Here is a 20,129-nt window from a genome sequence, read left to right as displayed (position 1 = left end):
CCTCTACCGTTTCTTCACCGATTCTCTCTCCACCAGCTCCGGTTGAAATACCGTATCCTCTATAACGCTATGATGCTCAATCATGCTAATTAATTGTCTGGCCGCCATAATCCCCATCTCTGTCTTCGGGTGGGTCATCGTTGTCAGCTTCACGCCGGAAGCTTCGGCTAGCGTTGAATCATCGAACCCGACCAGGGACACATCCTGCGGGATTTGCAGCCTGCATTGTCCGGCAGCCTCTGCTAAAGACACAGCCAGCTCGTCGTTATAACATACAAACCCCGTCGGTCGCAGCTCATCCGGCTGCTTCAGCAACTGGACGGCCTGATCATACGGAAAACTTCCCTTCTGTTCCGTTGTATACGTAACCACCCGCTCCGGCGAAACGGAAATTCCCGCCTCGCGATGCGCACGTAAGAAGCCTTTCAGCCGGTTCACACCCTGAAGATCGTCCCGCTTGAAGAATCCGGCGATCGCCTGGTGTCCGTTCTCGATCAAATGACGTGTAGCCTTGTAACCGCCAAGCTCATCATCAAGCTTCAGACAAGGACATTCCAGCTCCCGATACTTCTCATTGATCATCAAAAACGGGATTCCCTTCTCCTGTAGGGATAGGAAATACGTCAAATTCGGGTTGCCCTCCGCACTCTTGGTCGGCTCGATAATCAGCCCGCTAAGCGGCTGACTGGTCATGAGTTGAAGACTCTCCATCTCTTTCTCCTTGTTGTTATCGGTACTGGAGAGCAGCAGGCGGTATCCCTTGCTGCGCAGCTCCGCCTCCGCTCCCCGAACGATATGCGGGAAAATATAATCCGAGATATAGGTTGTTATGATGCCAATCGTCTTAACCTGCTTGCTCTCCCGCCGCTCGGGATTTCTAGCGAACGTCCCTTTGCCCTGAATCCGTTCCAGCCAGCCTTCCTTCTCCAATTCGCCGAAGGTTTGGCGGACCGTCTGGCGGCTTACGCCGAACTGGTCGGCGATTTCATGCTCCGAAGGAACTTGTTTGCCCGCTTGAAGCCGGCCGGATTCAAACCAGGAGAGCAGTTCGTTTTTTAATACAATATATTTGGGTATCCGTCTATTATTCATCATTCACCTCTAGCCTCACGCACTCATTATGTTAGGATCACCTGCAATCCTAAGTTATCTCGCTATTGTAACACAGGCCAGGGGAATGCTGACAGAACCAGTTACCGCAGGCGGTATGCGGCTTCACTCCAGCGGAGCTCGTTCTTGAAGCGCGGTATCGTTGTATCCTTATCAATAATGACCGCTTCAATGCCGACCATCTCCGCCCAATCGCTCAAATGCTCAGCCGTCATGGCATAAGAGAGAACGGTGTGATGCGCTCCACCGGCCAATATCCACGCTTCCGCAGATTCGCGGAGCGATGGCTGCGGTTTCCACAGCACACGGGCTACCGGCAGCTTCGGCATCGGCTGCTCCACCTTGACGCCATCCACGACATTCACCAGCAGTCTGAAGCGGTGACCCAGATCGATCAGGGAAGCATTAACCGCCGGGCCGTCTTGGCCGTTAAACACGAGTCGCGCGGGATCTCCCTTGCCTCCGATCCCGAGTGGATGAACTTCCAGCGTCGGTTTATCCAGTGCAATGGTCGGACATACCTCCAGCATGTGCGATCCAAGAATCATATGATTCCCTTGCTCGAAGTGATAGGTGTAGTCCTCCATGAAAGAAGTGCTTTTATTGCCCGCAAGCACCTTCAATACACGCGTCAGGGCAGCTGTTTTCCAATCCCCTTCCCCGCCGAAGCCGTAACCCGACTCCATCAGACGCTGTACGGCGAGTCCCGGAAGCTGCTTCATTCCATGCAGATCCTCAAAGGTCGTCGTGAATGCGCCAAAGCCGCCCTCTTCGAGGAAACAACGAAGCGCAATCTCGATCCGGGCTTGATACGCAATCGAATCGCGCACGGGACCGTCGCTAAGCCCTTCCTTGGTTATGGAATACAACTCCGCATATTCGTTCAGGAGCGCCTTAACCTCTTCATCGCCGACTTCATTCATGGACTGCACAAGATCGCCGATGCCATAACCGTTCACGGACCAGCCAAGCTTGATTTGGGCTTCTACTTTATCCCCTTCGGTTACCGCCACTTGGCGCATATTATCACCGAAGCGGGCCACTTTCAGCCTGCGGCTTTCGGCATAGGCCGCAGCGGTCCTCATCCAGCCGGCAATGCTGCCTCGAACCTCCCCGTCTTCCCAATGGCCCACAACCACCTTGCGAGCAATGCCGAGACGGGCACCAATATGACCATACTCGCGATCACCGTGCGCGGATTGGTTCAAATTCATAAAATCCATATCAATCGTTTCCCAAGGGATATCCCGGTTGAATTGGGTATGGAAATGAAGAAGCGGCTTCTGCAATTGGGATAGACCCGCGATCCACATTTTGGCCGGGGAGAAGGTGTGCATCCAGGTCATAATACCTGCGCAGGACTCATCATTGTTGGCCTCAAGAATCAGGTTGTATATTTCATCGGGTGTCGTTACGATCGGCTTGAACACAATGGGATAGGAAAATACAGGATCTTTATCAAACTCCGTTGCCACGATGCGGGAATGCTCAGCTACCTGCTCCAGCGTTTCGGGGCCATACAAGTGCTGGCTTCCGGTGACGAACCAAAAAGAATGCGGTTTCAAATTCATAATTATAACGCCTCCTGTATGAATGCTTGCTTACCAACTTGTACATACCTTTAAACAAATATATAGATTAAATAATATATGTACGTACAAGTTGAATCATTCACATTCTACCCCCGCATCTCAAAAATAGCAAGATCAAAATAAAAAAAGCCTGGAAAACCAGGCTTTTTTTATTTAATCGTATATTGGGCCTTGAATCAGGATCTACGAACTGCAAAATTGAAAAGTGCACTCTATTTCTTGACCGCAATTTCAGCCAATAGATCAGATTTTTTTCGCCACCGGATTTCCCGGATTGGTTGTGATGCTTAATGACTTGCTCAAAATATTATTTCTGCACCGCTGCTTTCAGCATTTCGATCTTCTGTTCTTTGGACATATCCCATGTGGCTGAAATGCTGTATTCGAAGCCGCCTTCATGCCAAAACACGTATTTTGGATAGATATGCGCCGGGAAGTCATCCTCAAAGAAGCCTTTCTTCTTACTTCCCTCTGAGTCCAACGTATACTTTGAAATGGCCAGTGTGTCTTTCCCGTTCGTATACTCAAGACGGATGGTTGCCGCCTCTTCCCAATCTATCTTTTTCGCATAGATAGGTTTTCCGCTCTTCTTACCTTCGGCCCTTACTTCATCAAGGAACTTGCCTTCAGTTGGACCTTCAATTCTCGCTTTAGAAAACTTATATCCCTCCGGCAAGTTGGCGGGCTGCTTCAGGATGGAACCTTCCAGCGTGGAAGCTCTTTTCAAGTAGTCCTCGTAAGCGGTAAATGTTTCTATCCCTCCCCAATAACTTAGGTCGAATCCGCTGTTAAGATCCTTATATTTATGATACAGAACGTACATATCGCCTGTCTCATTACTTAGCTTCTTCACTCTATTGGTCTCAGCTTCGATATACTTCTTTTCCTCTGGAGTTAGAGCCTTGGCTGCAACTTCTGCTTTTTTCTGCGCCTTTTCCAGTTCTTTCTTGTAGAGCTCGCGGTCTATATCTCCCTCGGGATAGATCATATCAGCAGCTTTTAAATCCTGTTCCGATTGCACGGAAGCCTTTGGTGTTACGCTCCCTGCATCGCTTTCCTTAGCATTAACCAATGTCACGCTGCCAAGCGCGATAATCATCCCCATTGCCAGAATGGATAGACGGTATGATTTTTTGTGAAAATGTTTAATCATCGTAAGTCTCCTTTTCATTTGTTTATGTGTGGCGGACAGGCCGGCAAGCCCCGGCTGGCGTTGGTTTCCTGAAAAATGCTCCAACACATGGATGATCGTTTGTCCGTATGCATTGTTTTGCTGCGGGCTCATCCGATTCAAGGCGCATGCATCGCAGGCCATCTCCTGATCCTGTCTTGCTTTACGTACGGCTAGCCATAATAACGGATTAAACCAATGGATGATCAGGATGATATGCATTAACCAGTTCACGGCGACATCCCGCCGCTGAATATGCGCGAACTCATGCGCCAGAATATATTGAAGTTGATCTTTTTTCAGCGTGATGAGCAGACTGGGCGAAATGGCGATCGCCGGCTTGCTAAAACCGACCACGGCAGGTCCAGGAATTCGCTCGCTGGACAGAAATTGCACTTTTTGCTTCACGCCTAATTGCTGTTTCGTCTCGTGAAACACTGCCGATAGAAAAGGCGTATCTATCTTTCGGCCCGCGCGCAGGGCTTGTTTCAATCGAAGCTGGTCGTATATCGTTTTCGCGGCAAGAAGCAGCACGCCCGCAAACCAAACCGCAATCAGCGTATTGGTGAAGCCTATTTGGTTGAACCCATTCCACCAAAAGCCGCTCTTCTGCACGAGTCCCGATTCAAGGGATGGAGCAGGTACTTCCGAGGTTCCGCTTGCTCCCGGGTTTAAAGAGCGCTCAACATGAACCGTCGCCTCGCTTATTCTCCCCGCTTCCTTCCCACCCGATGAAACTTGAGTTTGTTGATGAATACCGGGTGCTATGGCCTCCAAAGACAAAACATTGTACAGGCTAAGCGAGGATTCCGGAGCCCAAGGGAGCAGCAAACGTATGGCTACAGGTAGCCAAAGCCAATATTTCCATCTGGCCTCAATTTTGTTTCTTAATAGAAACTGTAGAATCAGCACAAGTACGATCAGGATGGAGGCCATGAACGATCCGCGAATCACCCAGCCAAAAAAAGACAATAAATTTTCATGCAATGTAGGACTCATCAGGGCTCTCTCTTTTCTGTTTCCCCGTCGCTGCGGTTATCGTCAAACAATGCCTTTAGATCCTCGATTTCTTGCGCATTCAGTTTTTTATCCTGCAGAAAGTTGGCCAGCATCGGCTTTAAAGATCCCCCATAAAGCTTTTTCATGAAGGATTTGGTTTCGGACTGCAGATACTCCTGCTCGCTGATGATCGGATAAAATAGTTGGGTGCGCTTTGAACCCTTTTCCAGTTTCGCACCCGCTGCTTCCTTCTGCACCAGACGACTGAGGAGCGTCCGGGTCGTATTGGGGCTCCACCCCATTTGATCCGTCATTTGTTTTACGACCTCGCTGGAAGGGCAGTCCGGATTTGTCCACAATACGCGCATAATTTCCAGCTCTGCATCCGTAATCGGTGGTATTTGATTCATGCATGAAACCTCCAAAGTCAATTTACTCAGACTACATATGTAGTTATAATACACATGCTACATTTGTAGTTTAGTAATGTCAACTTGTTTGGCAGAGCGTAATTTCTCGTTTTTGTTACACGAAAAAATGATTCGCACCGCCTATGGGCATGATGATCTGCAAAAGAACCCATGTCATCGTATTTTGGAGCGCCTGTCCGAGAAAAAATATAGCTGGCGCAAAATGTTATTTTTTCACGGCTGCTTTTAGCACTTCGATCTTCTGTTTCCTGGACATATCCAAAGAGGAGGTTGAAATGCTGTATTCGAATTTGCCGCCATCATTCCAAAAAACGTATTTTGGAAAGACATTCTTCGGCAGCTTATCGTCAAAGAAACCTTTTTTCTTGCTTCCCTTCGAATCTACCGTATCCTTGGAAAAGCCCAGCGTGTCTTTTCCGCTCGCATATTTAAGACGGATGGTTGCCGCCTCTTTCCAATCGATCTTTTTCACATAGATGGGCTTTCCGCTCTTCTTACCTTCGGCCCTTACTTCATCAACAAACTTTCCTTCGATCGGACCTTCAATGACCGCTGATAAAAACTTATATCCCTTTGGCAGGTTGGCAGGCTGCTGCAGAATGGATCCCTTCAGGGTTGAAGCTTTTTTCAAGTAGTCCTCGTATGTTGTGAATTCATGAATCCCTCCCCAATAGCTAATATCAAATCCGCTATTTAATTTTGGGTACTTATGATACAGGACATACATATCACCCGATTCTTGGGCCAACTCCTTCACTCTCTGGATCTCAGCTTCGATAAACTTTTTTTCCTCTGCAGATATAGGCTTGGCTGCTTCGTCTGTTTTTTTAACAGTGGCTTCTTGGGCTTTCTCGTTGGACTGCGCCTTCGCCGCGAGACTTACGGAAGAACCCATTAATAAAATGCTGCTTAGTGTCGCGATCGCTACTTTCGTTGCTGCCTTCATTTGGTAATGCTCCTCTCCTATGATTTTTTATTTTTTATAAACTACAACTGTAGTTATAAATCAATACTACAACTGTAGTTCAATAATGTCAACACGGTTTGTGCAGATTTTTTTTGTTTTCGTTGAATACAAAAAAAGAAGAGCTGCCCCTGCAGGTTAAAATGCAAACCCAAGTGACAACCCTTGATTATGATCATTTCATATAGGATATCGGTACCCGATCCGGATAATCCGTAATAATCCCATCCACATTCGCTTGAAGCACGTAAGGAAATTGCAGCATGTCCCGAATGGTCCAGACCATCGTTTTCATCCCGGATTGATGGATCTTTTGAACCAGCCCCTTAGAGACCAGTCTCAACGATATATTCACATATTCCGCATAGGCTTTCATATCCTCCAACCGCTGCTTGGATAAGTCGCCCGAACTGGTGATAATAACGCCCAGCGGGATATCGGGCATTATCTTGTGGAACCGAAGCAGCGAGTCCGTATCTGCAGACTGCACGATGATCAGGTCCTTGTACCGCTCACCACCAACAGCGCCGAAGATATACCTATTCAAATCGTCTGCGACCTTTTGCTCGATACCCGGATACCGGGAGGGAGATTTCAATTCGATCAACAACCCGATACGTCCTGTGAAATGCTCAAGTACCTCCGCCAATGCTGGAATGACTTCTCCTTTATACGCCGAATCGTACCATGAACCTGCATCCAGCCTACGCATCTCCTCGAAGGTTAAATTACCTACCTCTCCTTGCCCATCAGTGGTTCGCTCAACCGTGGAATCATGAATCACGACGACCTGCCCATCCTTACTCAATTGGACATCCAGTTCCAGCATATCCGCTCCCATATCAAACGCTTTAACAAAAGAAGCCATCGTATTTTCCGGGGCATATCCCGACGCCCCCCGATGGGCGATATTAACCCAGGACTGGTCTCGATCTACGTCAGCGATATTTTGAGAACCGGTCATTGCAAGCACAACTGCTAAGACAAAAATCATTCTTTTCATAGAGCTATCAATCTCCTAGTCGTACCTTGTTCACTTCATGGCTACCTCGTGAAGGATCATTTCAGGACAGCCTGCCCATCCCCATCTGATGCTAATTCTTCCCTTTCTGCTCCAAGTTCAGTCAGATATGAATGAACTCAGCTCAATGTTCACCAGGTATGATTTTTGTTCATTTTATATTTAGCTCTTGTAATATGAACGTAAATGGAGTAATTTGTACATATATGAACATTATAAATTTCATTAAAATACAATCTTGAGGAGATGAATGAACATGGAAAGACGTTATGCCTCACACCCGAACGAAGTGAAACAATTTGACACAGAAAGACTCCGCAAGGAATTCCATATCCCAGTCCTGTTTACGCCTGACAAGCTGGAGCTTGTCCTGACCCACGAAGATCGTATGATTATCGGTGGCGCCGCTCCCGTTCGAGAGCAGGTCAAACTGGAAACGGACCTTAAAGAATTGGGTGTTTCCTCTTTCCTGGAACGCCGTGAGCTTGGCATTATCAATATTGGCGGACATGGTACCGTGCTGGTTGACGGTGCAGAGCATGAATTGAACAACAAAGAATGCTTGTACGTTGGCATGGGTACGAAAGAGGTTATTTTTAAAAGCACGGATCCATCCAACCCAGCCAAATTCTATTTGAACTCTGCGCCGGCGCACCAAACATTCCCGACAGCTAAAGCCACTTTGGAGGAAGCTGATTCCAGCGCTTTGGGCGATATCAAAAATTCCAATGATCGTGTGATCTATCGTTTCATCCATCAAAAAGGCATTGAGAGCGCCCAACTTGTTATGGGTATGACCCTGCTGAAAGAAGGAAACATGTGGAACACGATGCCTGCCCATACCCATCCAAGACGCATGGAGGCTTATCTCTATTTTGATTTACCGGAAGAAGCGGTGGTCATCCATCTGATGGGGGAACCTAATGAAACGCGGCACATCGTTATGCGCAATGAACAGGCCGTGATTTCGCCAAGCTGGTCGATTCACAGCGGCGTAGGCACAAGCAACTATACCTTCATCTGGGGTATGGCCGGAGATAATAAACGTTATGATGATATGGACCCGGTGTCCATAAAAGATTTAAAATAGAGGGGATTATCCATTAACCCACGGAAGAGTTGAGATTCATATGAACCCGTTACGACGCTATGAAAAAATAATGGAGTACCTTCTAACCCATAAAGAAGTGACTGTCGCCGATCTAAGCCAGCAGCTTCAGGTGACCGGAAAAACGATTCGCGAGGATCTGACCAAGCTCGAGGAACAAGGTCTAATCGTTCGTGTGCATGGCGGGGCTGTGCTTGCGCACAGCGATCAATTCGGCATCCTGCCGTCCAAAGAACCACTTGCCAAGCACCCGAATGAAAAGACTGAAATCGCGCTGAAAGCACTGAAGCATATCAATACCGACGACATCATTGCCCTGGACGGAGGCAGCACCACGCTGGAGATCGCTCGCAGGCTGGAAGACGTGCCCTTAACGGTCATTACGAACGATGTCTATATCATCAGCGAACTGGCGACGAAGAATCATATCCGTTTGGTCGTACCGGGGGGCTACCGGGTCCGGAATATGCTCGCAGGCCCCGAAGGCGTATCGTATGTAACCCAGTTGAACATTCAAAAGGCCTTCATATCCGCGACGGGCGTCCATCTTGATCATGGATTGTCCATATATACCGGGGACTTGATCCCTTTCAAACGGGCATTAATCGAAACCTCGCTGGAGGTTTATGCCGTTGTTGACCATCATAAATTCGGGCAAACGGCATTAAGGACTTTTTCATCCCTGCAGGAGATCAGCGGCATCATTACCGATACGGGACTGTCACCCGAGACGGTCAATCAATATGACGGTGCCGGCGTTACTATGCTGTAACCGCTGCATAAAACTTATCGACCGGGCAGCTTCATACGATTCTAATAGAGAGCAAGTGAGAGGGGATTTACGGAGCATGAACAGGTTTGATTTATCAGGCAAAACTGCAATCGTCACAGGTTCCGCCAGAGGATTGGGACAAGGCATCGCGATAGCTCTAGCCGAAGCCGGCGCGGATATCGTTGCCGTGTCCATGAATACAAGCGCCGAAACGATAGATGCCATCACTTCACTCGGCAGAAAAGCTTCCGAAATTCAGGTCGATCTAAGCGACCAGAGCAAACTCCAGCAGACTTTTGACCAAGCGCTGGAGCTAACGGGGCACGTGGACATTCTCGTGAACAATGCCGGCATTATCCGCCGGACACCGGCCAAGGATCATGCTACACAGGATTGGCTTGACGTGATTGATTTGAATCTGAATACTGTATTCTTACTGTCCCAACTGGCCGGAAGACATATGATTGAACGCGGCAGCGGCAAAATCATTAATATCTGCTCGATGCTGTCCTACCAAGGCGGAATCAACGTGCCCGGATATACGGCAAGCAAGCATGGTGTTGCCGGTCTTACGAAAGCATTGGCTAATGAATGGGCAGCCAGTGGCATCCAGGTGAACGGAATTGCTCCCGGTTATATCGAAACCGATAATACGGCAGCTATCCGTCAGGATGAGGAGCGACGCACTTCCATTACGGATCGTATTCCTGCCGGACGCTGGGGTAAACCCGAGGATATTGGCGGACCTGCCGTATTCCTCGCTTCCGCCGCTTCGGATTACATGAACGGACATGTACTTTGTGTTGATGGCGGATGGATGGCCCGTTAAGGGTCATAAGTGCTGTATCAAAAGCATGTCAACCTAAGTTTCATCCCAATCTAGCGATAAGAGGCTGTGCTTTTCCACTGCTGCTGCAGGCAGAGGAAGCACAGCCTCTTTTTCGTCCATTTTCCTCTTTCATCTGATTAGAGACCCTAAGTTCTTGCCGGGTACCGACATTTCACGAATATACGAACCATCCTTTGGGACATCCTAACTTTACGAAATGGGCCTCGAAGGACCGTGAATAAAGAAAGGATGGTTTTTGGAGTCATGCGCGGAACAAAATCGATACGTTGGATCAGTCTTGCCTGTTTATTCACACTGATCGGTTCAATAGTCCTTACCGGCTGCACCCCTAACAGCAATGACCGGGTGCCAACCCCCAATATGGGCGTAAACCCTTACCGGGTGAACACCGGCTTCCTGCTTCGGAATGCCGTGGAACGCGGAACCCTGCGAATTGCAACGGAACGGGATTATCCTCCCTTCAGCTACCATGGAACGGGCGGAAGACTTACGGGTTTCGATGTGGAAATCGCTGAAGAGGTTGCCCGTCATATGGAGCTAAAAGCAGAATTCGTTGAAACCGAATGGGAGAATCTGCTGCCAGGGCTGACGGAAGGCAAATACGATGCCGTCTTCAACCAGATTGAAGACCGGCCGGACCGGCGGGCCCTTTATGATTTTTCCGTCGCTTATCTATCCTCTACTCCGGTTTTGCTTGTGCGTTCCTCGGGCGAAGATCAGATCCGTTCCTTCTCGGATATCAAGGGTAAGCGTGTCGGCCTGAACCCCACCGGAATCTATAAGGATATGGCCAAGAAGCATGGAGCGGACATCGTCCCGATCAAGTATATATCAAACGCAGCCCACAAGCTCGCAAATGGAGAGCTGGATGCCGTCATTTCGGACCAGTTATCCGTGACCAACCTGAAGCAGCAGTTCCCTGATCTGCCGGTTGCTACCGCTGAATCCGCCAATCAGGTGTTCGAGATTTCTGCAGCCTTTGTAAAAGGGAATCCGGATCTCGTCGCTGCCGTTGATAACGCACTTGCCACCATGCAGCAGGACGGAACGTATTTGACCATTTGGAACAAATACTTTGGAGACGCTCCGGTGAGTTATAAAGGCATCCATGATCGAAAGGTTAAATAGAATTTTCAACATTCAAAATTCCCGACAAAAAGGCGTTTGCTTTGCTGAATACCAGCAAAGCAAACGCCTTTTTACATGTGCATATTATGATTCTTCGGCTGTCTCTCCCGCATTCGCTTCCTTAGCGTCCGCTTCATCCTCTGTCTCTGCAACCTCAACGGCACGAGGCACGATGACGGTTGCGAGAATCTCCTCATCCGAAGCATGTAATGTAATACCCTCCGGTACTTTTATATCTGCAACCGTAAGCTTGTCGCCTATCTCCAGAGCGGATACGTCTGCTTCAAGGGTAGAAGGCAGTTCGCCTGGCAAGCCCTCTACTTCGATTTCGGTCACCTGGGTTTGCAGAATACCGCCAGATTTCGTTCCGACAGCAGTACCATGATAATCCACCGGAATGCTGACACGAACCGGCTTATTCATGGAGATCCGCAGAAAGTCCACATGGGATACAGTGCCGCGTCTCTTTTGAATGTCCTTAATCAAAACCGGAATTTTACCGGAGCCTGGAATATCAAGCTGGAATACCTCTGAACGTCCGGTGTGAAACAGCTTGGCCGTATCCTTGAAATTAACAGCAACCGGGATGCTTTCCTCGCCCCCGCCGTATACGACGCCGGGGATTCCGCCATTCTCGCGAAGCACTCGGCGAGAAGCCCGTGTAAATTCGTTACGAACATCTGCCTGGAGTTGAACTGTGTTTCCTTTTGACATGAGTGACATCCTCCTTTATCGAAAACAAAGTCTATCTCATTATTACCCTATTTCCCTGCTAACTAATCATGAGATGCAGATGTTTTAAATTTCAATCCAATGGGTAATGAATGGTACCCCTTTTGAAATATAAATAATGGGAGCCCCCCTTTCAGTACAAAAGGAGGGCTCCTTATTTTTTTACGATACAATCCTAAAGCTCGCCATATCCTGCTGCTCTTGGCTCCCAGAGCCTTCGTCTTTGTGACTTCGCAGCGAAATCCGTACCTTTGCTTCATCCGGCGGAATATCGATAAACCAGTCGTTCTCGCCTTCCCGATCCTCCCAATCATTCAACCTGACGATACAGCCGACCCGCTTGGTTCCGGAAGCTGCGTAGAAGACCGCTCGAACTTTGCCGCTGTCCGCCTTTGAGAATGGCACGCTGCCATCCTGCACGCCCGTTCCCCACACCCATACGTTCCAGCCATCATAAGCTTGATCACGTCTCTCATATTCGATCTCAACGGTAGTCAGCCCTTGCTTCTTCTGGGCCTGATCCTCGTACAACACCATCAGCGACAGCCCTGGGACGGCTATAGCTCCTTGGTCCAACGTCTCGATCGTATCCGTACCTGCCTGGCGATCATTCACCACGATGTTCCAGCGGTAAGGCGTAGGCGGCAGATCAACCGTCATTTCATGCTCATTCCCGTTCACGATCACAACGATCTGTCCCCAGCTATCTTGTGCGGCATGATGCGTTAACCGGTAGGCAATAATCCGATCGCTGCTGCGCAGCACTTCCATATGTTCCTCAATCTCTTCTCTTGCTGCCATCCGAAATGCTGGATGGGCTTTGCGCAGGGCAATAAGGCCTTTGTAGTAGTCAAACACAGGTCTGAATCGTTTCTTGTTCGACCAGCGGATGGCATTAACGGCATCCCCGCTGCGGTAGCTGTTATGATCGCCAAATTTCGTGCGAAGCAGCTCATCGCCGGCATGCAGCAGCGGAATCCCCTGAGAGAGCAGTACAATGCCGTTAGCCAGCAAGCTGCGGCGCACAGGCACTGCCGACATCACATCTTCATCAGGAATATCGACATAAGGCTTAGATGCAGCAGTTGCCTGCCATACATCGCCGCCGTTAACCAGCTTCCCGTCCATCAGATGGAGCAGCCCTGCCTGCTCTTCCATCCCGTGTGCCACCAAAATTTTGTCCCACAGATTCAAATTATCGTGCACGGTGACGTAATTGACCGTCTCATCCGGATGCAGCGCAAAATCATGGATCGAGCCCATCATCCCTTCAACGACCGCACCCTCGTACCATGGTTCGCCCGTAGCAAACCCAGGGCCGCGACCGTCATTGTCACCCTTAATGGCATGCCGGAAATGATCATTGAATACAGCAAAGCCTTGACCCTTCTGGCTTCCTTTGACGGTCTGCTCCGTTAACGGGCTTAAGCCTCCTGTCCAGGGTTCACCATAAAACAGAAGAGAGTAATCCACCTCACGACGCAGCTCACTTACAAGCTCTTTCATCGTTGTTGTATCGATCAAAGCCATCAAATCAAACCGAAATCCATCGATGTGATACTCCTCGGCCCAGTACCTTAAGGAATCCTTGATGTATTTGCGTACCATCGGCTTCTCCGTAGCCAGCTCATTGCCTACGCCTGAACCGTTCGATAAATTTCCATATCCATCCTTACGATAGAAATACCCCGGCGCTAATCGTTCAAACGGACCGTCATCCACCGTATACGTATGGTTGTAAACCACATCCATGATGACACGGATTCCCCTCGCATGCAGAGCCAGAATCATTTCCTTCAGCTCCCGGATGCGCACAATTGGATCCATAGGGTCTGTCGCATATGAACCTTCAGGAACGTTGTAATTTTGCGGATCATACCCCCAGTTATACTCGCGGTTCAAGCAGCCGGTTTCATAACCGTCCAGCTCATTGACCGTTCGAAAATCAAATACCGGCAGCAGATGCACATGGGTTACACCCAATTCTTCAAGATGATCCAGGCCAATGGTATTCCCTTCGGAATCCTGCAGGCCACCCTCCGTGAATGCCTTATATTTCCCTCTATATTTCATTCCCGAATCGGTATGAATCGAGAAGTCGCGTACATGAAGCTCATAGAGCACCGCATCCGTAGGCTTCAGCAGCTCGGGTCTAACATCCTGCTCCCACCCCGGCGGATTGCTCTTCGCCAGATCAACAACCGCCCCGCGGCAGCCGTTGGCGGACACCGCTGTTGCATAGGGGTCAACAGCATAACACACGTCACCGTCCACTGACTCGATTTGGTACATATAATACGTTCCATGAAGATCCCTGTTTACGACAGTCGACCATATGCCGTCGCCACTATGTTCCATTGAATATAAAATACCGCCCTCGTGATCCGTTACGAGACCTTGCTCGTTATACTCTCCCGGACTTTCATACAAAGCCAGTCTCACATGAACCGCTTCCGGAGCCCATACCTGAAAGGCCGTTCCCTCTCTTCGATAGGTTGCCCCCAGCTTAACACTAGTGCAGCTCTTGATCATGTCCATAGTCATCATCACCGTCACTTATAAGTAGATTTACTTCCTAGTATGGGCGCCTGAATCATAAGACAGACCTCTAGCACATGAATGTAGAACGCTTTCATATACCATGATATGCCAAAAGCCCTGATTTGGTTTGGGTTTGATGCCAATTAACTATATATTTAGGCTATTATACTAGCAAATATGCCGGGTGTCTTTCTTTTGACAAAAAAACATCTGCCCAAATGGACAGATGTTGTCAATGTATGGTTTTCGTGGAAAAAGATTAGTAGAGTCCTCAAAACAAACGAAGTGCTTCATCAATTCCTAAGACCGTTCGGGGCTTCCTCCCCTTACTCGCCTGCAACTTCTATGGATTCCACCAGAGCCACTACTTCCTCTGCGGTACCCATTTCAATTGCTTTGGCAGCGAGTGCCTGCATATCACTGCGGGACAGCTTCCCGATCTGGCTGCGCGCCGGAAGAATGGATGTAGCACTCATGCTAAACTCATCCAGCCCCAAACCGAGGAGAATCGGAATCGCCGTGGCGTCACCGGCCATTTCACCGCACATACCAACCCAGCGGCCTTCGCGATGAGCGGCATCGATAACCATTTTAACCAGTCGCAAAATCGCCGGATTATAGGGTTGATACAAATAAGAAACCCGTTCATTCATGCGGTCAGCGGCCATCGTATACTGGATAAGATCATTCGTTCCGATACTGAAGAAATCAACCTCTTTGGCAAACTGATCCGCAAGCACCGCAGTGGATGGAATCTCCACCATGATCCCGAGTTGGATCTCCTCGGATACCGGAATGCCTTCGCTTACAAGCTTGGATTTCTCTTCCTCCAAAAGCGCTTTGGCTTCGCGGAATTCACCGAGTGTCGCGATCATGGGAAACATGATTCGCAGATTGCCATGGACGCTTGCGCGGAGCAGTGCCCGAAGCTGTGTTCTGAAAATATCCTGACGGTCCAGGCACAGCCTAATGGCCCGGAATCCCAGGAACGGATTCATTTCCTTAGGAAGATCCAGATAAGGCAGCTCTTTGTCCCCGCCGATATCAAGCGTGCGGACAACAACCGGCTTGCCTTCCATTTTCTCCAGTACCGATTTATAAGCGACATACTGGATCTCTTCGGAAGGAAGTTTATCTCTGCCCATGTACAAGAATTCCGTACGATACAATCCTACCGCTTCCCCGCCATTCTCCAATACGCCAGTTACATCGTTTGGTGTCCCGATATTGGCGGCCAGTTCCACATGGATCCCGTCCTTGGATACCGTCGGTTCGGAGCGGAGTTTCTTCCATTCCTCGACCTGTTTGGCGTAGGCATCCTGCTTCGCACGGTATTGGGCCACAATAGCTTCAGTAGGATTAATGATGACATCCCCTTCCAGTCCGTCAACGATGATCAAATCCCCGTTTTGGACCGAAGAGAGCACGTTTTTCGTTCCGACGACAGCCGGAATTTCAAGCGAACGGGCCATGATGGCAGAATGCGAGGTACGCCCGCCAATATTCGTCGTAAATCCTTTAACGTAGTTGCGGTTCAACTGCGCTGTATCCGACGGGGTCAAGTCCTCTGCAACCACGATCACTTCTTCGCTGATTTCGGATGGACTGACATAATTCAGGCCGAGCAGATGCTTAAGAATACGTTTGGTTACGTCGCGCATATCCGCTGCCCGCTCCTGCAAGTAGGCACTCTTCATGTTCTCGAACATTTGAATGAATTGGGTTGCCGTTTCATTTAAGGCGTATTCCGCGTTAACCGAATCGGAAGCGATTTTCGCTTTGACCGGTTCAATCAATTCCGGATCATTCAGGATGAGAAGGTGAGATTCGAAAATCTCTGCCTTCTTCTCCCCGAGTTCCTGAAGCGTGCGGGCTTTGATCGCTTCCAGCTCAGCCTGGGACTGAGCCAGCGCCGCATCCAGCTTCGAAAGCTCGGCATCTGTGTCTGCCACTTGCTTTTCCGTAACAGAGTAATCGGGATGCTCCAGCGTAAATGCACGTGCAATCGCGATGCCTGCGGAAGCCGCGATTCCTTTCAAATTATTCATGAAGCTCGCCTAACCCTTCGTTCACCATCACTTCTTGCAGTGCAGTCAGCGCTTCGCTCTCATTGCCGCCTTCCGTGATCAGTGTCAATGTATCACCTTGCTCCAATCCGAGGGACAGAACGCCCAGGATCGATTTCAACGTTACTTTTTTGCCGTTAGCTTCGGCAAATGAATTGGTATCCTGGAATTTGTTCGCCGTATTTACCAATGCTGTTGCTGGACGTGCGTGAATTCCATCTTCGTCAATAATTCTGAATGTTTGTTGCATGTTCATCATCCTACTTTCGTATATTTAAATTTTTTGGAATCCTTGAGATAACCGTGAAGTTAAGGTTTCAATATGGTGATGATCCCTTGTTCGCCGCTTTTTACTTCACCGGTCTTGTTCAGCTTCACAGAAGCTCCTTCCGGCAAATTCGAGAAGATCACAGGAGAGATAATCGATTTGGCATTCGCCTTCACATAATCCAGATCCACTTGCATGATCGGTTGGCCTGTAGATACCAGATCCCCCTCCTGAACAAGCACTTCAAACCCTTGCCCCTTCAGCTTAACGGTATTGACGCCGATATGGACAAGCACTTCCTTGCCGCCATCGGACATAATGCCGACCGCATGCTTGCTGGGGAATACGTTAAATACGGTTCCGTTAACAGGAGAAGCGATCGTTCCGTTATGAGGCAATACCGCAAATCCATCCCCCGTCATTCGTTCTGCAAACACAGGATCAGGTACATGAGAAATATCCATAAGCTCTCCATCGACTGGAGATGCGATCTCCTCCATGACAAGCGTTTCTCCGTTCTGACCCGCCTGCAACTCTTCTTCAGCAGTCGGCATCGTTTCCACATCCGCTGCTGCAGGTGCGGTAGTCGGTGTTATACCCGACATAATGTCCTGGATTTGCGATTTAATCGTATCGGAACGCGTTCCGAATATCGCCTGGATATTATTCCCCACCTCCAGCACACCTGACGCACCCAACTGTTTCAGCCTTGTCTTATCGACACGACCCTTATCTTTCACCTCTACCCGAAGACGGGTAATGCAGGCATCCAGATGCGCAATGTTAGGTTGGCCGCCAAGCGCAGTCAGAATGTTAAGCGGCAGTTCATTTTTGCTGTCACCACTTGCTCTCTGGGAGCCTGATTCCGACTCCGATGCAGAAGCTTCCTCCCGGCCCGGCGTCTTCAGATTGAATTTCCGAATGACAAACCGGAATCCGAAATAATAGATTACTGCCATGATAGCACCAACAATGAGAACATTCCACCATGGCGTCCGATTCGGAATGACACCGAATATCATGTAATCGATCAGGCCGCCCGAGAAGGTCATGCCAATCTTGGTACCCAGAATATGCATGGTCATGAAGGATAGACCTGCGAACAACGCATGCACGACGAACAAGATCGGTGCGACGAACAGGAAGGAGAACTCTAGCGGTTCCGTGATCCCGGTCAAGAAGGAGGTCAGTGCTGCCGACCCCATAATACCAGCAACGAACTTTTTGTTCTCCGGTCTCGCTTCATGATAGATAGCAAGCGCAGCAGCAGGAAGACCAAACATCATAAACGGATATTTACCCGTCATGAAGGTGCCTGCTGTAAACTCGACACCATCCCGAAGCTGAGCCATGAATATATTTTGATCACCGCGCACCATTTGACCTGCCTGATTCAAATATTCCCCGAACTCAAACCAGAATGGAGAATAGAAAATGTGGTGCAGACCGAACGGAATCAATCCGCGTTCCACAACGCCGAACACAAAAGCGGACAGCGTCAGGTTTTGCTCCAGCATAAAATGGGATGCAGTGTTAAGCGCAGACTGGATCGGTGGCCATATAAAGACCATTAACAGACCAAGCAAAACGGACGTTGCAGCCGTCATAATCGGAACAAAGCGTTTTCCTGCAAAAAAGCCCAGATAGGACGGAAGCTCTATTTTGAAAAATCTTCGGTACATGCTTGCCGCTAATATACCTACAATAATTCCGCCGAATACCCCGGTTGCCAGGGTCGGAATGCCAAGCACGCTGGCATATTCGTAATTCGTGCCAATCATCGATGGCGTCACACCTATAACGCTGCCCATGGTAACGTTCATGACAAGGTAACCGATGATCGCAGCAAGCCCGGCCACACCTTCACCTCCGGCCAAGCCGACGGCAACCCCCACTGCAAACAGCAAGGATAAATTCGTGAACACAATTTGTCCCGCATTCATCATGACAGTGGCAGCTGCTTGAACCCAAGCCGCATTGAGCCACGGTGCATACTGCAGGAAATCAGGGTTGACCAGCATATTTCCAAGGCCGAGTAATAGTCCGGCCGCCGGCAATATGGCCACGGGCAGCATCAGAGCTTTACCGACCCTTTGCAGGACGCCAAAAAGCCGCTTAAACATGAAAATTCTCACCCTCTATCTAGTTGTGATCACAAAGCTGAATGTAGAACATCATAAAACAAGCAAATCAAAAAAAGGCATGAGTAACCACGGGAAAATGGATGGCTAATCTCATGGATTAGATTACCCAAAAATGGGTAATAACAACCAAATTCCTGCAATACTCATGCCTGATCGAATCAGTTACACGTTTGATTTGAAGTTTTATGCTTCATAACTGTTCGTATTGTAACATCGTTCATTTTTCGTTGCAACCACATGGTAAGGGACTTAATAAAATCTTCACATTTGCTCGCCCTGCTCTTTGCGCTGGACCAGCCGCTCCAGATGAATGGTCAAATAACCGGCTTCAGCGGGATATACGGGCTTCTTCAGTCGCTGCTCCATCATCTTTGTCAGTTTCCATGCCAAGGAATACGTCTCAGGATATTCACGCTTCAGCAGACCATCCAATGAACTCGTCTCGTTTACCGCTTCTCCCCGCCGAATCCGCTCCAACGCAAACCGGAGATGGGTTAGTAGACGGGAATAATCCAATGAATCCCTCGGGATGGTATAATCCAGCTGCTGTTCAACGGTATGCACTAGGTCCGCGATCAGCTCCGAATGTTTGCGAACCTCCGAAATGTGCTGGTTTGTGAGCGCGCCGTGAAAATGAAGGGCAATGAATCCGATTTCCTCTTGGCCCAAGTCGACCCCAAGTTTCTCCCGGATGGTACGGACGGCGTATTCCGCCATCTCGTACTCCTCTGGATACATCTCTCGGGTTTCGTATAAAAAGGGATTATGAATATAGAGACCTTGGGCATGGCGTTTAATGGCAAATGCAATATGATCAGTCAACGCAATGTGGATATGCTCATTCAGAGGAGCGTCGCTGGATTTGGCAGCGTTCAGAATAATGTCATTCATCGCCTCAATCAGCTTCTCATCGATATGAGGCACCAGCTGCTTATACTGCTCCTGCTCCTCCGGTTTGGTCAAAATGAACATCTTCTCGGCAGCGGAGGCCAGGATACGGTCTTTATTCTTCCGGTTAAAGCCAATTCCCTTGCCAATAACAACAACCTCGCCATGTTGAGGATGCTTCGCTATGATTACATTATTGTTCAACACTTTAGCCACTTGTAAGCTGCTCACGTTTGCACCTCTTTTTGATTCATACGCGTATACTCGGATATCTTATCAGAAATATCAGAGCGCGGCAAAATCATATGTGGTTGCCAAAGACTCCAAAGTGCCGTACCGCTCCC

16 protein-coding genes are annotated in these 20,129 nt (G+C 49.0%); 4 read left to right on the top strand and 12 right to left on the bottom strand.

Annotated features, from left to right (window positions below):
• Positions 1 to 3: 3 nt before the first annotated feature.
• The 6 genes from ACOZB4_RS12390 to ACOZB4_RS12365 form a co-directional block, all read right to left on the bottom strand.
• Positions 4 to 1,092 carry a GntR family transcriptional regulator gene (locus tag ACOZB4_RS12390; RefSeq protein WP_379416100.1) on the bottom strand — a complete coding sequence of 363 codons (1,089 nt, stop codon included), beginning with the start codon at positions 1,090 to 1,092 and terminating at the stop codon, positions 4 to 6.
• 101 nt (positions 1,093 to 1,193) lie between these two features.
• A complete protein-coding gene (gene araA, locus ACOZB4_RS12385) occupies positions 1,194 to 2,681 on the bottom strand; it encodes an L-arabinose isomerase (protein WP_379416056.1) in 1,488 nt (495 codons plus the stop codon).
• A 328-nt stretch (positions 2,682 to 3,009) separates the two neighbouring features.
• Entirely contained in the window at positions 3,010 to 4,872 is a 1,863-nt protein-coding gene (locus ACOZB4_RS12380) for a M56 family metallopeptidase (protein WP_379416053.1), read from the bottom strand.
• Entirely contained in the window at positions 4,872 to 5,282 is a 411-nt protein-coding gene (locus ACOZB4_RS12375) for a BlaI/MecI/CopY family transcriptional regulator (RefSeq protein ID WP_076320488.1), read from the bottom strand. Before ACOZB4_RS12375 ends, ACOZB4_RS12380 begins: the two co-directional genes overlap by 1 nt.
• Positions 5,283 to 5,508: 226 nt before the next feature.
• A complete protein-coding gene (locus ACOZB4_RS12370; protein ID WP_379416049.1) occupies positions 5,509 to 6,249 on the bottom strand; it encodes a hypothetical protein in 741 nt (246 codons plus the stop codon).
• A 193-nt stretch (positions 6,250 to 6,442) separates the two neighbouring features.
• Complete coding sequence (locus ACOZB4_RS12365; RefSeq protein ID WP_379416047.1) at positions 6,443 to 7,270, bottom strand: glycerophosphodiester phosphodiesterase; 828 nt, start codon at positions 7,268 to 7,270, stop codon at positions 6,443 to 6,445.
• Positions 7,271 to 7,544: 274 nt separating this feature from the next.
• Here ACOZB4_RS12365 and kduI point away from each other — a divergent pair, with 274 nt between their 5' ends.
• From kduI to ACOZB4_RS12345, 4 genes are all read left to right on the top strand, one after another.
• On the top strand, positions 7,545 to 8,378 hold the full coding sequence (kduI, locus tag ACOZB4_RS12360; protein WP_379416045.1) for a 5-dehydro-4-deoxy-D-glucuronate isomerase: 834 nt from the start codon (positions 7,545 to 7,547) through the stop codon (positions 8,376 to 8,378).
• Positions 8,379 to 8,418: 40 nt separating this feature from the next.
• Positions 8,419 to 9,168 carry a DeoR/GlpR family DNA-binding transcription regulator gene (locus ACOZB4_RS12355; RefSeq protein WP_379416042.1) on the top strand — a complete coding sequence of 250 codons (750 nt, stop codon included), beginning with the start codon at positions 8,419 to 8,421 and terminating at the stop codon, positions 9,166 to 9,168.
• Between the two features lie 76 nt (positions 9,169 to 9,244).
• Positions 9,245 to 9,997 carry a 2-dehydro-3-deoxy-D-gluconate 5-dehydrogenase KduD gene (kduD, locus tag ACOZB4_RS12350; protein WP_076320483.1) on the top strand — a complete coding sequence of 251 codons (753 nt, stop codon included), beginning with the start codon at positions 9,245 to 9,247 and terminating at the stop codon, positions 9,995 to 9,997.
• Between the two features lie 264 nt (positions 9,998 to 10,261).
• Positions 10,262 to 11,146, top strand: coding sequence for a transporter substrate-binding domain-containing protein (locus ACOZB4_RS12345; RefSeq protein WP_379416039.1), 885 nt, complete (start codon positions 10,262 to 10,264; stop codon positions 11,144 to 11,146).
• Positions 11,147 to 11,230: 84 nt separating this feature from the next.
• Here the strand turns inward: ACOZB4_RS12345 and ACOZB4_RS12340 are convergent, their stop codons facing one another.
• The 6 genes from ACOZB4_RS12340 to glcT all read right to left on the bottom strand — a co-directional run bounded on the left by ACOZB4_RS12340 (position 11,231) and on the right by glcT (position 20,016).
• Complete coding sequence (locus ACOZB4_RS12340; protein ID WP_379416036.1) at positions 11,231 to 11,860, bottom strand: 50S ribosomal protein L25; 630 nt, start codon at positions 11,858 to 11,860, stop codon at positions 11,231 to 11,233.
• A 180-nt stretch (positions 11,861 to 12,040) separates the two neighbouring features.
• The gene (gene pulA, locus ACOZB4_RS12335) at positions 12,041 to 14,416 is read right to left on the bottom strand and encodes a type I pullulanase (protein WP_379416098.1); all 2,376 of its coding nucleotides are present in this window, start codon (positions 14,414 to 14,416) and stop codon (positions 12,041 to 12,043) included.
• Positions 14,417 to 14,745: 329 nt separating this feature from the next.
• Positions 14,746 to 16,467, bottom strand: a complete 1,722-nt coding sequence (gene ptsP / locus ACOZB4_RS12330; RefSeq protein WP_339292762.1) for a phosphoenolpyruvate--protein phosphotransferase — start codon at positions 16,465 to 16,467, stop codon at positions 14,746 to 14,748.
• Positions 16,460 to 16,735, bottom strand: coding sequence for an HPr family phosphocarrier protein (locus ACOZB4_RS12325; protein ID WP_009591829.1), 276 nt, complete (start codon positions 16,733 to 16,735; stop codon positions 16,460 to 16,462). The genes ptsP and ACOZB4_RS12325 overlap by 8 nt, the downstream gene beginning before the upstream one ends.
• Positions 16,736 to 16,794: 59 nt before the next feature.
• Positions 16,795 to 18,876 (bottom strand): glucose-specific PTS transporter subunit IIBC, encoded by a 2,082-nt coding sequence (gene ptsG, locus ACOZB4_RS12320; RefSeq protein WP_379416031.1) that lies wholly within the window; start codon positions 18,874 to 18,876, stop codon positions 16,795 to 16,797.
• A 282-nt stretch (positions 18,877 to 19,158) separates the two neighbouring features.
• Positions 19,159 to 20,016, bottom strand: a complete 858-nt coding sequence (gene glcT, locus ACOZB4_RS12315) for a glucose PTS transporter transcription antiterminator GlcT (protein ID WP_076320478.1) — start codon at positions 20,014 to 20,016, stop codon at positions 19,159 to 19,161.
• Positions 20,017 to 20,129 lie beyond the last annotated feature (113 nt).

This window comes from Paenibacillus sp. NPDC058898 (assembly GCF_049316025.1).
Lineage (GTDB): Bacteria > Bacillota > Bacilli > Paenibacillales > Paenibacillaceae > Paenibacillus_AQ.
The sequence above is the reverse complement of the archived record's forward strand: the minus strand, read 5'-3'. Positions and strand labels throughout refer to the sequence as shown.